General features: G+C 35.6%; 14 protein-coding genes. 8 read left to right on the plus strand and 6 right to left on the minus strand.

Annotated features, from left to right (window positions below):
* Nucleotides 1–71 precede the first annotated feature (71 nt).
* The 3 genes from AAC601_RS08030 to AAC601_RS08040 all read right to left on the minus strand — a co-directional run bounded on the left by AAC601_RS08030 (nt 72) and on the right by AAC601_RS08040 (nt 4,523).
* Nucleotides 72–3,023, minus strand: coding sequence for a M43 family zinc metalloprotease (locus AAC601_RS08030; protein WP_303268598.1), 2,952 nt, complete (start codon nt 3,021–3,023; stop codon nt 72–74).
* Between the two features lie 117 nt (nt 3,024–3,140).
* On the minus strand, nt 3,141–3,416 hold the full coding sequence (locus tag AAC601_RS08035) for a NifU family protein (RefSeq protein ID WP_303268599.1): 276 nt from the start codon (nt 3,414–3,416) through the stop codon (nt 3,141–3,143).
* Nucleotides 3,417–3,428: 12 nt separating this feature from the next.
* Nucleotides 3,429–4,523: an Mrp/NBP35 family ATP-binding protein gene (locus AAC601_RS08040; protein WP_303268601.1), complete on the minus strand. Its 1,095-nt coding sequence runs from the start codon at nt 4,521–4,523 to the stop codon at nt 3,429–3,431.
* A 137-nt stretch (nt 4,524–4,660) separates the two neighbouring features.
* On the opposite strand from AAC601_RS08040, the gene dnaG reads away from it, so the two are divergent.
* The 5 genes from dnaG (at nt 4,661) to xseB (ending at nt 9,636) form a co-directional block, all read left to right on the plus strand.
* Nucleotides 4,661–6,583 (plus strand): DNA primase, encoded by a 1,923-nt coding sequence (gene dnaG, locus AAC601_RS08045; protein ID WP_303268603.1) that lies wholly within the window; start codon nt 4,661–4,663, stop codon nt 6,581–6,583.
* 93 nt (nt 6,584–6,676) lie between these two features.
* On the plus strand, nt 6,677–7,900 hold the full coding sequence (locus AAC601_RS08050; RefSeq protein ID WP_303268604.1) for a bifunctional 3,4-dihydroxy-2-butanone-4-phosphate synthase/GTP cyclohydrolase II: 1,224 nt from the start codon (nt 6,677–6,679) through the stop codon (nt 7,898–7,900).
* Nucleotides 7,839–8,531, plus strand: a complete 693-nt coding sequence (locus AAC601_RS08055) for a hypothetical protein (protein WP_303268605.1) — start codon at nt 7,839–7,841, stop codon at nt 8,529–8,531. Before AAC601_RS08050 ends, AAC601_RS08055 begins: the two co-directional genes overlap by 62 nt.
* A gap of 13 nt (nt 8,532–8,544) precedes the next feature.
* A complete protein-coding gene (surE, locus tag AAC601_RS08060; protein WP_303268606.1) occupies nt 8,545–9,327 on the plus strand; it encodes a 5'/3'-nucleotidase SurE in 783 nt (260 codons plus the stop codon).
* Between the two features lie 105 nt (nt 9,328–9,432).
* On the plus strand, nt 9,433–9,636 hold the full coding sequence (gene xseB, locus AAC601_RS08065; RefSeq protein ID WP_303268607.1) for an exodeoxyribonuclease VII small subunit: 204 nt from the start codon (nt 9,433–9,435) through the stop codon (nt 9,634–9,636).
* A gap of 9 nt (nt 9,637–9,645) precedes the next feature.
* Here the strand turns inward: xseB and AAC601_RS08070 are convergent, their stop codons facing one another.
* Nucleotides 9,646–10,452 (minus strand): tetratricopeptide repeat protein, encoded by an 807-nt coding sequence (locus AAC601_RS08070; protein WP_340152977.1) that lies wholly within the window; start codon nt 10,450–10,452, stop codon nt 9,646–9,648.
* 114 nt (nt 10,453–10,566) lie between these two features.
* On the opposite strand from AAC601_RS08070, the gene murB reads away from it, so the two are divergent.
* The gene (gene murB, locus AAC601_RS08075) at nt 10,567–11,592 is read left to right on the plus strand and encodes a UDP-N-acetylmuramate dehydrogenase (RefSeq protein ID WP_340152978.1); all 1,026 of its coding nucleotides are present in this window, start codon (nt 10,567–10,569) and stop codon (nt 11,590–11,592) included.
* Nucleotides 11,593–11,619: 27 nt separating this feature from the next.
* On the opposite strand, the gene AAC601_RS08080 is transcribed toward murB, so the two are convergent.
* Together AAC601_RS08080 and AAC601_RS08085 are read right to left on the minus strand one after the other, a co-directional pair.
* Entirely contained in the window at nt 11,620–12,090 is a 471-nt protein-coding gene (locus AAC601_RS08080) for a lipocalin family protein (RefSeq protein WP_303268610.1), read from the minus strand.
* 96 nt (nt 12,091–12,186) lie between these two features.
* On the minus strand, nt 12,187–12,669 hold the full coding sequence (locus AAC601_RS08085; protein ID WP_303268611.1) for a dCMP deaminase family protein: 483 nt from the start codon (nt 12,667–12,669) through the stop codon (nt 12,187–12,189).
* A gap of 216 nt (nt 12,670–12,885) precedes the next feature.
* Here AAC601_RS08085 and AAC601_RS08090 point away from each other — a divergent pair, with 216 nt between their 5' ends.
* Together AAC601_RS08090 and mscL are read left to right on the plus strand one after the other, a co-directional pair.
* Nucleotides 12,886–13,431, plus strand: coding sequence for a DUF2911 domain-containing protein (locus AAC601_RS08090; protein ID WP_303268613.1), 546 nt, complete (start codon nt 12,886–12,888; stop codon nt 13,429–13,431).
* Between the two features lie 197 nt (nt 13,432–13,628).
* The gene (mscL, locus tag AAC601_RS08095) at nt 13,629–14,051 is read left to right on the plus strand and encodes a large-conductance mechanosensitive channel protein MscL (RefSeq protein ID WP_303268615.1); all 423 of its coding nucleotides are present in this window, start codon (nt 13,629–13,631) and stop codon (nt 14,049–14,051) included.
* The last annotated feature ends 1 nt before the right edge of the window (nt 14,052 follow it).

Below are 14,052 nucleotides of genomic sequence, written 5' to 3' on the forward strand. Positions count from 1 at the left end.
ATATCAATTAAGAATTTACCTCATGATTTACGAATAGTGAATTTAATTTTGATGTTTTCTTATTTAGCGCCTTATTTTTGGATGATAAACCTTTCACTAGCTGTCATTCTTTTGGTATTGAGTCTCAATATATACATGCCGTCTGCCAATTGTGAAATATTAAAGTTGATATATTGGTTTAAGATTTTTGGTTCAGTAAATTCTAACATTACCTTTCCTCTCATATCCAAAATCTGGAAAAAACCTTCTTCCGCAACGTCCAGATTTAAATGTAAATTTAGGTCGTTTTTAGCAGGATTGGGATAAATCACAAAAGGCTTGGCAGTGTTAGGATACGGAGGTGGGGGAGACTGACCTACAAAGAAGGTAATGTTTTTTAAATACAAATTATGTCCATTGTCATGAGTTACTTTGAATGCTAAACGAATTTTTTCTCTAAATACATAAGGCGATAGATCAATAAATTCATTTCTCCATATTAATTGATTCGAAACATCATTACCGAAAGATGTAGCTAAGGAATCTCCTGATTTACTATAAATTAAAGTATTGAAATTTTTCCCATTGATATCTGAAATGTATATCTCAAATTTTTCTGCTTGTCTAAATGCTTTTCTATAGGATATATCGAAAATAAGGCCTAGATAATTGGTATTGCTTACATCCATAAGAGGACTTATCAACCAATCTTCAGAATCTTCTTTCGTAATTGCAGAAGAATTACTGTTTACGGCAAGATTGTTACTACTGTACGTCCATCCAGCATCTTTATCAGGATTAAAATCAAACCAATTGTCATTATTATTATCCTTTAAACTTAATCTCAAAGGAGGCAATTCTTCAAAACAATTATTCTCAAAAGGCAAATAGAATGTATTAACAACTTCTTCTTCCAAGTCGTTAGTAATGGCCCGAACTTCATATTCTCCAATATTTTGCTCTGGCTGTGCAATCAATATATCCACTATGCTTTCCTGCCCGGAAATTAGAACTTCATTATTCAAAATATATTCTTTTACGATCTCATCTTGATTTCGTATTTCGATTTTGTAATTATTAATGTTTTCTCTGCCAACATTTTTGACAGTCAATTTCCCTGCCAATATCTCATCGCAGAAAAGTGGATTAATGTCGTCCCATTTTATAATTTCTATTTCTTTATTCTTTTTGCTAGACTCTTCAACTTTGAACTCGCTGATGTAAAAATTATTAGATAATCTGTTTTCAGCTACAATGCTAAAACTGACAGATTCTTCATTTTTAAGTCTGTTAAGATCAATTTTTAAGGTGTCCCAATCTAGACGGTGTTTTGGTGTGAAAAGAGAGTCAATTTCATAGGCTGTAGATATATCCGTTATGCTATTGGTGAAGATTAGGTCATTGAAAGTTCGTCCACAATCATAGGATGCGTATATACTAATTTTGTTTGGAATGGAATCACCTACTTGTGCAAAAATGAAGCTAAGTTCAGGCACATCAATAGTGGTGAAATCAAAAATTGGGGAAACAATTTGGTCAATTTCACCAAAATTTTGACGGTTATCAAAGAAAGGTATTCCTAAGCCTGCGTCAAATAGCTGCCAGGTCTCCTCGCTATCTGGGTTTCTTACAAACCAAGGGATAATGTTATTTTGAAATTTCTTTTCGTAAGGGAGACTTGCGGCCTCCAGTTTTTGATAATATTCTATTTTTTGGTTGTTTTCAAGCCGCTCATCTTCAAAGCTTCCCTCCAAATTTACTCTGTAAAATAGAGAATACTGCCCAGTATCCTCAAAATTTAGTAAAGAAAAGTAGACAATTTTTTCTTCACCACTTTCCAAGGTTTCATTGTATTCCAATGTTTCTTCCAAAACCCCATCAATAAACAATTGAACTGTAAAATCCTCAACTGGAAATATTCCCTGGTTCTTAATGATTATTTGGGGGTTGAAGTTGCCGCTGCAACTTCCGTTAAATTGAGAATTTAATTCCGACAGGCCCAAATCACGATTGAAGATTGGAGGTTCCTCCAACCCTTTTGATTCAGTAAGGCTTTTCCGTCTTGGGCTGTTTTCTACTACAGTTCGGACTCTGGATTTTTGATCCAAAGTAAAAATATTCATGCATGCATCATTAGTATAGTCCATGAAATTTTGAACCATATCCAAATTCCCGCATGTGGTCTTGCTAAGGTTACATCCTGAACTCGAACTATTTGAAGGAGGGGTATCTTCACAGAAATCATCGATAGAGCATCCTCCATCACCCCAAATATGGCGTAAACCAAAAAAGTGGCCCATTTCATGAGTTGCAGTTCTTCCTTTACTTTCAAAACTAGGGCTGTCCGGGTTTTCACCAAAGTACACATAATCGATGCTTACACCATCAATTAATCGGTTATTACTAGCCGCATCTAAGCCTGCAAGATTTGAGACTGGAAATTCTGCCCAACCTAAGCTACCTCCAGCTAAGTCCGCAATCCAAATATTAAGGTAATCTTCTGCGGGCCAATAACTTTCTGAACTTAGTACAGCCCTTTCTTGGTAGCTGTAACTTGCTTGACTACCAGGTACCCTCACAATTCCGTTAGTTTCAAAGCCATCGGGACTTTGTTTGGCATATATAAATTCAATTTCGAATGAAGTAGCAAGGTCCTGAAATTGCTCTAAGGTCTCACTTGCATCTACATTCAGCCGATTAAAGTCTTCATTTAAAATTTCGAGTTGACGATCTATTCTGCTTTTAAGTAGATTTCCTCCTACACCCACAGGTTCTCCATTATGAATAATATGAAATACGACTGGAACTTGGACTACATTTTGTTGCCTTTGAGAACTGACATCTAGTGCGATTTTCTGATTAGCTATCCAGTTTTCAAAATTCTCGGTATTGAGTTCTGGATATTTTTTTTCTCTCTCCTCTAAAATTTTTGGAACTGCACATCTTTCTTGGGCAGATAGCAGTGGCATGTTGATTAATTGAAATAAAATAAAAATACCACTCCCAATGGTTAATTTGAAATAAGAGTGGTATAGTTTTTTCATTGGGTCTAAGTAGTTTTGTCTAAATTTAATTAGACTCTAAATTAAAACCAAGGATTACGTTATAACTTAATTCAGTGCATAATTTTCTTTTGAATTTAATGTTAATTCAAAATAATATTAACGCATTGTTTCTGGTAGTTCAGCGTTTGGGTCATCTGCAGAAGTGATGTTTATAGCCTCAACTGCTGTTACTTCCGGTACTGCTTTTTTAACTGCCTCTTCCACGCCTGCTTTTAATGTCATCGTGGACATAGGACAGTTGCCACAAGCACCTAACAATTCCAGCCGCAAGAGTCCCTCATTTAAATCTAAAATTTTCACGTTACCACCATCAGCTTCTAAATAAGGCCTAATGGAATCTAATGCTTTCTCTATTCTATCTAAAACATCCATAATTTATTGATTTCATCTCGTCATTTCTACTATTTTGGTCCCCTCCATGCCTGCATTTCTAATTGCAACCTGTCGGGCTAGTTTTTGAGCCAATTCTTTAAAAGCATCGGCTGATGGCCCATCTTTCATTGCAGTTGGATAGCCTGAGTCTCCACTTTCACGTATTGATTGCACCAATGGCATCTGACCTAAAAAAGGAATTTTATATTCTTCACTCATCTTGTAGCCACCCCCTTCTCCAAATATAAAGTATTTATTATCTGGAAGTTCTGCAGGTGTAAAATAAGCCATATTTTCAACTAGCCCTAAAATAGGTACATTTATCTGAGGTTGCTTGAACATTCCAATTGCTTTTTTGGCATCTGCTAAAGCTACTTTTTGAGGTGTGGTCACTACAACTGCACCTGTTACTGGAATAGTCTGAACCAGGGTCAAATGTATGTCACTTGTTCCTGGAGGTAAATCAATTAACAAATAGTCCAACTCACCCCAGTCCGTGTCGCCAATAAATTGCTTTAATGCTGAACTTGCCATTGGCCCTCTCCAAACCACTGCATTATCTGGCGGAGTTAAAAATCCAATTGAAATAAGTTTTATGCCATACTGCTCAATTGGAACAATTATATTTTTACCGTCTACTTGCCTAACTTCTGGCTGTTCTGCCTCGCAATTAAACATTGTTGGGATTGATGGGCCAAAAATATCGGCATCGATTAAACCTACTTTTGCACCTTCTTGAGCTAAAGAAACGGCCAAATTTGCTGTTACAGTTGATTTTCCGACCCCACCTTTACCTGATCCAATAGCGATGATATTTTTCACGTTTGGTAATAAGGGAGCACTGCTTCTAGTAGAAGTAACGTCAGAAGTCATATTTGGAAACACTTGTAAATCAGCATTCACAAGTTTGTGGATTGCATTGATACAATCATTTTTTATTACTTCTTTCAATGGACAGGCAGGTGTAGTTAACACTACCGTAAAATAAACGGCATTTCCATCAATGCTAACATCTTTGATCATATTAAGAGTCACCAAATCTTTCTTAAAATCTGGATCATCCACTGTGCTTAGTGCTTTAATAATGCTATCTTTAGTAACAGCCATATATATCTTTTGTAATTAAAAAATCTTACTTTTACTTTGAATTTGATGCAAGTTAAACTTTATCAATTTAGCTAACAATTCATTAAGGAAATTAGTTGGAATTAGTTTAAATAAACACTAAAAAATATTAAAAATCAGTGGGTTTAAGTCCGAAAACGATACAAGATGTTCAAGACAGAGCAGAAATAGAGGAGGTAGTTGGCGATTATGTACCGCTTAAAAAGAAGGGACAAAATCTGTGGGCTTGCTGTCCCTTTCACGAGGAGAAAACCCCTTCATTTTCTGTTGCTCCAAACAAAGGAATATATAAATGCTTTGGGTGCGGTAAAGCAGGAGATTCTATACAGTTTATAATGGAGTTGGAAGGCCTTAATTTCCCTGAAGCCATTCGGCAATTGGCTGATAAATATTCCATAGAGATTGAGGAGACAGAATCTTCACCTGAGCAGGAAGAAGCATTTAATGAAAGAGAGAGCTTATATATTGTTTTAAATTTTGCTTCAGAATATTTTAAGGATTTATTGCATAATCACCCAGATGGTAAATCTATAGGTTTAAGCTACTTCAAAGAACGTGGATTTTCCAATGCAACAATTGACAAGTTTGATTTAGGCTTCACTTTAGATCAATGGGATGGTCTAATAAAAGCAGCCCAAAAAGCAGGGCACAGTGAAGAGATTTTGGAAAAAGCAGGTTTGATTATTAAAAAAGAAGACAAGACCTACGATAGATTCCGTAACCGTGTAATCTTCCCTATTCATTCCATTTCTGGAAAACCCATTGCTTTTGGGGCCAGAATACTAATAAATGATAAAAAGCAACCGAAGTATATCAATTCCCCGGAAACGGATGTATATCACAAAAGTGAGGTGTTGTATGGAATTTCCCAAGCGAAAAAAAGCATAAGAGATGAAGAAAATTGCTATTTAGTAGAAGGATATACTGATGTAATCTCGCTACATCAATCGGGTGTTGAAAATGTTGTAGCGTCTTCTGGAACATCATTAACCACTCAGCAAATAAAGCTCATTGGAAGATATGCCCAAAATGTGACGGTCTTATTTGATGGTGATGCGGCAGGATTAAAAGCTGCTATGCGTGGGATTGATTTAATTTTGGAGGGTGGGCTGAATGTTAAAGTTGTCATTTTTCCTGATGGTGAAGACCCGGACAGTTATTCCCAAAAAATGGGGGATGAGGCCTTTAAAGCTTTCCTAGATCAAAATGCAAAGGATTTCATCCGCTTTAAATCCGATTTGTTGTTAGAAGAGACAAAGAAGGATCCAATTAGAAAAGCAGAGACTATTCAAGATATTGTGCGCTCTATCTCTAAGATTCCCGACCCTGTAAAGAGAGCAATTTATATTAAAGAATGTAGCGATATACTCGAAATAGATGAGGGTATTTTAATTGCTGAGCAAAATAAAGTAATTCTTCGTGACAAACAGAGCAAGGGGGATATCACCAAGCGCCAAGCAAACTATTTGAGCGAAAGCTTTAATCAGGCGCCCGAACAAATACAAAAGCAATATAGTCCTTTTGAAGTAGCTGCGCTGCAAGAAAAGGAAAGTATTCGTTTGTTATTAACCTATGCTGAGTTACCATTAGGAGAAGATAAATTAGTAATCGATTATTTGCTTCAAGAACTGGCTGACACTGAGTTCATTCATCCTGTTTATGCTGAAATACTAAAGGATTTTGTAGCCCATTTAAAGGAAGGGGTGGTTTTAAACGAGTCTCACTTTATTAAGAACGGTTCAGAAGCAGTAAGGAAAGTGATTTTCTCTCTTTACACTGATAGATATGAATTGAGTGAAAACTGGGAGAAAAAGTTTGAAATATTCACTTCCCATGAACGTCATATACTAAATGACTCTATCTATACTCATGTATTGCGATTGAAACATAGATCGATACTGCATTTGATGGAAAAAAATACCGAAGAATTGAAAAATATTGAATCTCAAGACGATGAGCATGTTATTCTGCAATATTTAATGCAACTTAATCAAGCAAAAATGGAGATTGGTAATCTATTGGGTATGGTGGTTGTGAAATAATATTCAAACACTTGCAGAACGCATTCGTTTAATTTTTGTCGGGTAATCATGAAATAATGGCTACCTTTGTGATTTATTATTTTTCAAAGATTTATGTCATCAGAAAGAATCCATTTAGATACTATAGAATCGGCTATTGAAGCGATCAAAAACGGGGAAATTATCATTGTTGTAGATGATGAAGATAGAGAAAATGAAGGTGATTTCATTTGTGCTGCTGAAAAGGTAACCCCTGAAATTATTAATTTTATGTCCAAACACGGAAGAGGATTGATTTGTGCGTCACTTCCGGAAGATAGATGTAATGAGCTTGGATTAGAATTGATGGTAGGCAAAAATACTGCGCAATTCGAAACTCCTTTTACAGTTTCAGTTGATTTGATTGGACAGGGAACAACTACTGGGATTTCAGCTAGCGATCGTTCTAAAACAATCCAGGCCTTAGTAAATCCAGATACAAAACCAGAGGTACTAGGTAAACCAGGCCATATTTTTCCTCTCAAAGCACGACAAGGTGGGGTATTAAGAAGAACTGGTCATACTGAAGCGGCAGTCGATTTTTCTAGATTGGCAGGACTAATCCCAGGTGGAGTTTTGGTGGAAATAATGAACGAAGATGGGACCATGGCTCGCTTACCCGATTTGAGAGTGGTAGCTGATAAATTTAACTTGAAGTTAGTTGCTATTAAAGATTTAATCGAATATAGGTTAGATAATGAGTCATTGGTTGAGGAAAAGGTAGACGTTGAAATGCCGACTGATTTTGGTGATTTCAAATTAATAGCCTTTGAACAAACCACTACTAAAGATAACCATTTGGCTTTAGTAAAGGGAGAATGGGAAGAAGATGAGCCTGTTTTGGTCCGCGTACACTCTTCTTGTTTAACAGGTGATATTTTTGGCTCTTGTAGGTGTGATTGTGGCCCACAGCTACATCAGGCGATGGAGATGATTGAGAAGGAAGGAAAAGGAGTTATTGTGTATATGAATCAAGAGGGAAGAGGAATTGGTTTGATGAATAAATTAAAAGCCTATAAACTACAAGAACAGGGCATGGATACAGTAGAGGCTAATGTGGCTTTAGGTTTTAAGATGGATGAAAGAGATTACGGGGTCGGTGCCCAGATATTACGGAAATTAGGTGTTAGAAAAATCAGATTAGTTTCAAATAATCCAACAAAAAGAGCTGGCTTGCTTGGTTATGGCTTGGAAATTGTGGAGAATGTTGCTTTAGAGATTCCACCAAATAAACACAATGAAAACTATTTACGAACCAAGCGAGACAAAATGGGACATAGCATTCTTAAAAACAGTTAATGTGAAGGTTGTTGTTTTTTGTACTATATCATTATTCCTCTTTTCCTCGACATCCTTAAGTCAAAATTTACCGCAAGAAATGTGGCATCCAGGCTTTATTGTTTTGGATTCTGAGGATACGTTACAAGGAAAAATACAATATGATTTTGAATCAAATTTAGTACAATATACTACAAGTAAGACCGTCAAAACTTTTACATCTCAGAAAATTCTTTTCTTTAAAATTCATTGCCAGTTCTTTAAACGTGTGCGATTGATTTATTCCATTCCTTATGAATTGAAGGGTAGGGTAAAGACGCCTGTTTTCTTTGAGATTTTAGAAGAGGGAAAAATCACCTTGATGGCCAGAGAGTATGTAACCATAGAGAATAATAATAGGTTTGGTAATCCAATGTATAGGACGAGAGGAGGGTTTGGAAGAAGAGAAATATTAACCTATGATTATTTTTTGTTAACAGATGATGGTGAAATTCATAAATTCTCTGAAAAGAAAAAGGACCTGATGCCATTTTTTGGAAAACTGGAGCCGCAGATGAAAGACTATATAAAGGACAAACGATTGAAGGTAGATAGGCAAGGTGACTTGGTTATTATTATGAATTATTATAACGAATTAGTTTCATCGAGATAATCGATAATTTATTATGGAGAAACCATTGATTTTAGTAAGTAATGATGACGGAGTAACGAGTAAAGGTATTCGTCATTTAGTGGAGTGCATGAAGGAGTTGGGGGAAGTTGTTGTTGTAGCTCCTAACAGCCCGCAGTCAGGTATGGGACATGCGATTACAATTGGAAACACTTTAAGATTAGATAGAACTGATATTTTTGGGGATGATATTTTAGCCTATGAGTCTTCCGGTACTCCAGCCGATTGTGTAAAACTAGCGAAACATCATGTTTTGAAAGATCGAACACCAGATTTAATTGTTAGTGGAATTAATCATGGCAGTAACACATCAATTAGTGTACTCTATTCTGGAACTATGTCGGCAGCTATTGAAGGGGCCATTGAAGGCTGTCCTTCAATCGGTTTTTCCTTGTGTGATTATGCACAGGATGCGGAATTTGAGCACGCTCTTGAATATGTTAAAGCGATTGCGAAACAAGTTCTAGCGACCGGCTTGCCTAAATACACCACTTTAAATGTGAATTTTCCACCCAAGCGAAATCAGAAAATTCAGGGAATAAAAATTTGTCGTCAAGCAAGAGCGAAATGGGAAGAGGAGTTCGACCAGAGGTTCGATCCTAATGGCAGAAGGTATTTTTGGATGGCAGGGAATTTTGTGAACTTTGACAAAGGAGAAGATAATGACGAATGGGCTATTGCTAATAATTTTGTTTCTGTAGTCCCTTGTCAATTTGATTTGACTGCACATCATACCATTAGTATGTTAAATGATGAATGGGATATTGAAATTGATTAGAAAGGGTTGATTGTGATGTTTATAATGAAGCGTTAGGTTAGTCATCAGCTAACTAGCTGTCAAATTTGAGATTATATTTACTGTTAATTTAGATTCTACATTGTCATGGCGAAAAGCAAAAAATTGGGATATGAAGAATCCCTCCAAAAACTAGAGGATATTTTGAAGAAAGTGGAGAATGAAGAAATTCCAATTGACCAGTTGACTGAATTAGTCAAGGAATCAATGAATTTGTTAAAGAATTGTAAATCTATGCTTAAAGGAGCTGAAAAGGAAGTTGACATTGCCTTTAGCGATTTAGAAGAGTAGCGCTTTATCCTAGAGATTGACTAGATTGCAATATTTCATTAGATATTCTTTTGCCTTTGACTTGTTGTATTTCGCCATTTCTTCGTAATCCTTACAGGCATTCTGAGTTTGTTGAATACTTGAGTAGCATTCTCCTCTTTTTAAATAAATGTTTTCGTTCTCTAAGCCAAGGTCAAGTGCTTTGGAAAAGTCATGTATTGCACCGTCATAGTTGTTCATGTACTGATAGATCATTCCTCTGTTAAAGTAGGCGTTTTTAAGTAGTTTTTTATTTCGTATTAAATTATTGAAGTCTGATAAAGCGAATAAAGTATTGGCTTGAATGGCATAAAGGACACCTCTATTGTATCTAGCTTTATAATGATCCGGGTTCATCTCCAATAACTCAGTAAATGCTTTTTGTGCCTTGCTGTAAATCGAATCTTTCATTAAGCTGAGCCCACCGTAATAAAGTGCATCTTCATTTTTCTCATCGTAGTAAAGTGCATTTTTAAAATCTATCACTGCACTTTTGTAATTTTCACTTTTGAAATATGACCTTCCTCTTCCTAAGTAGGCAATGGTTAAATCTCTTTGGTAGTAAATGCTTTTATCATATTTCTCAATCGCTTTTTCATATAGTCCCATCTCCTCATAACATCTCCCAGCATTATAAAGCATCATTTCATTTCGTGGATCAAGTTCCAGCACTTCTTCAAAATGTGTTATGGCAAGCTCATAATTACCTTCTTCAAATAATTGGCTACCTAATTCTTTGTGATCAGTGCAAGCTGTGAAAATGAATATGACTATACTTATGATGAATAAATTTTTCATTGTAATTTTATCGCTTAGATCACTAAACTAATAAAATAGTATTTAATTAAAAAATTGTACATTTAATTTATATTATTTGATACATTTAGATTAATACCGTCCACACATAGCAGTATGTTGAAATTTTTAAAAGCGCAATCATTAAAGGCTTACAACACTTTTGGATTTAATATTAAAGCAGATTTATTTATTAAAATAAATACAACTGAAGAATTTCAAGAACTGCTAAAGTGTAAGGAGTGGCGAGATAATAAGCATCTTATTTTGGGGGGTGGGAGTAACGTCCTGATAGTCGAAGATTTTCATGGTTTGGTAATTCTGAATTGTATTACTGGTATTGAAATTCTAGAAGAAGAGGATCAATCAGTTGTTGTGAAATGTGGTGGAGGCGAGAATTGGCATGAATTTGTACTTTATACACTGAAGAAGAACTGGGGAGGATTAGAAAATTTGTCATTAATACCGGGCACAGTGGGAGCGGCACCCATGCAGAATATTGGTGCTTATGGAGTTGAAATAAAGGATGCATTTCATTCACTGGAGGCAGTTAATCTTCAAACTGCTGAGATAGAAGTTTTTACTGCTGCTGATTGTGATTTTGGATATCGGGAAAGCGTGTTTAAGCATAAGTATAGAGGACAGTATTTTATAAGTTCCGTTAGTTTTAAATTGGATAGATACGGTTTTCACAGATTGCAAATGTCCTATGGAATTATTCAAGATGTTTTGAAAGAGAAAGGTATCAAAAGTCCTTCCATTCAGGATGTAAGTGAATCAGTGATCGAAATAAGACAGTCAAAACTCCCAGATCCTGCTAAGATTGGTAATTCGGGTAGCTTTTTTAAAAATCCTGTTATTAATTTCCAACAGTTTAATAAATTAATTGAAGAATTCCCTGAATTGCCTTCCTATGGATTGGATAATGGTCAAATTAAATTAGCAGCCGGCTGGCTAATTGAAAAAGCAGGATGGAAAGGTTATAGTGAAAATGGGGTAGGAGTGCACCAAAAGCAAGCTTTGGTACTAGTGAATTATGGTAATGGAACAGGAAAAGATATTATGAATTTGGCCAAAAAAATTCAGGACTCAGTTCAAAACAAATTTGGTGTTGAACTGAGTCCTGAGGTGAATTTTGTTTAAGTATTTGAAATTATACTAAAGTGCTATTTATTTCACTAAGATTACTTCACCTTCAAGGATAAACTCTTCTTGAACTTCCACACCAAAAAATGCTGCTAAAGCTGTGATATCTTGTTCGTATTTGATTTTCAGTTGACTATCCGAGGATGATAGAATTTCGTATTCGTAACTTTCTCCACTATCACTATTGAATGTGATGATGCTACCTTCAGCGTTCAAAGACCAAGTTCCTTTATCTTCATCAGCAGTACCTTCATTTGATGTAAAGGTATTATCTTCTCGGAAGACCAACGTCTGACCTTGTCCCTCAAACTGCGGTGCTAAATCATTATCAGTATACGGTTGACCATCTACTAAAAATGTTATTTCCACCTCTGTGGAGGTCCATAATCCAATTAAGTCCGCTGTGTTAGACAAATTTTCGTCATCTTCTTTGTTACATCCTTGAAGGATAAACAATCCAATAAATAATACTACTAGTAATTTGAAATTTTTCATTTTTAATATTTTGTTTAAGAACAAAAGTAAGTATATTCTCTTAAGAAAATAACTTTCACAAAGAATAGGTATGGAATATTTAAAATTTATGATTTTTTAAATCATATGTGTTACATTCTCCAAGTTACCCTGATACTTCGCCACTTCTACTCCGAATTTTTCCAGAAAGTCTAATCCCTCATCTCGATCCAAACCTTTGTATTCAGCATAGGAATTAAGAAAAATCACTTTTGTAATACCCATGCTATAGATAATTCGTGCGCATGCCAAGCAAGGAGAAAGGGTCACGTAAAGTGTTGAGTTCTCCACAGAGGCATTATTTTTAACTGCATACATAATAGCATTTTGTTCAGCGTGAATGGCCAACATGCAGCTTCCTTTAGAATCTAGTCCGCAGCCCTTTCCCGGGAATTCTTCATCACAATTATGTGTGCCGGCTGGAGGGCCATTATATCCAATGGAGATAATTCTAGTTTCTTTGGTTAGGACAGCTCCAACATGCCTTTTGATACAATGAGAACGTTTGGCCAAGTTTACGGCTAACTCCATGAAAATATCGTCAAATTGTGGTTTTTCCATGAAACAAATATAATGGAATATAGTGCGATGATTAATAAAATTGTAAATTGCTTTCAAATAAAAACAGCTAATAGTTATTAATCCTGTCTAACAACCGAAATGAATAGAACGTATTTTTGAAGGTTGTTTAATTAGGTTTTTTAACTTTGACTATTCTCCCCTAGGGATCCCTAGGGGGTATGTGGCAATTTAAAATATTTCTAAACACTTGAAATTATGAAAAAAATCATCTCAACAATCTTTGCTTGCTTTGCAATGCTTGTTTTATTAAGTTTTGATGCGCAGGCTCAAGAAGCTTTAAAACAAAAGCCAAGCCCTTTGGGAATGGTGACTTACTCTTTTGAGGATACTTATGTAAAAGTAACTTATGGAAGACCACATCTTAGAGGAAGAGAGTCTTTTACAGCTACATCAGAACTTGCTCCATTAGGTAAAGTTTGGAGAACTGGGGCTAATGAAGCTACTGAAATCACAGTTACTGACACAATAAACATGGCTGGTGAAGTTGTTCCAGCGGGGACCTACTCTGTATTTACGATTCCAGGAGCTAAAAGCTGGACTATAATTTTAAACAAAGACGTAGGTCAATGGGGGGCATATAAATATGATGAAGAAAAAGATCTATTGAGATTTGAAGTGCCAGTAAGTAAATCCGACCAATTGTTTGAACCTTTTACCATCAGGTTTGATCAAGTTGAGGGTGAGGTAAGTCTTCAGATGATTTGGGCGAACACAATGGTAAGTATTCCGATCGAATTTTAGGACACGCGTATTTTTATCAGTGGTTTGCTTAAATTTAGATGTCTTTTATCCAAGGACTTAAGCAATTATTTCGGATTTTACACAAGAGAAAACTTACTCTTTCTATGAGAAGGAAGCTATGAGGAAAATAATCCTTGTAGCTTTTTTGCTTTAACAGTAATTTGAAAATTCAATTAGTTTCACAAACTTACTATACTATGACTTTCTTCAAAGAATTTAAAGAATTTGCCATAAAAGGAAATGTTTTTGATATGGCAGTTGGTATTATCATTGGCTCTGCATTTACTAAAGTTGTGAATTCCATCGTGGCTGATCTAATTATGCCAGTACTAAGTATCTTCATTGGAAAAATAAATTTTCAGGATTTAGCTTATGTTTTTAAGGAGGCTAAGTTGGATGGAAATGGCAATATATTAAGTGCTGCCATTACCATTAATTACGGAAATCTGATTCAAGTCACCATAGATTTTCTGATCATCGCCTTTTGTATTTATTTAGTTGTAAGGATGTTTAACAAGCTGAGGAAAAAATCAGAGAATGAGCAGGATGGGACTGTTTCCACTCCTCGTAATATTGAACTGTTGGCAGAAATCAGGGATTTGTTGAAGGAAAAGAAATAGG

Origin of the sequence: uncultured Marivirga sp., from assembly GCF_963974845.1 — a bacterium.
GTDB classification, from domain to species: domain Bacteria; phylum Bacteroidota; class Bacteroidia; order Cytophagales; family Cyclobacteriaceae; genus Marivirga; species Marivirga harenae.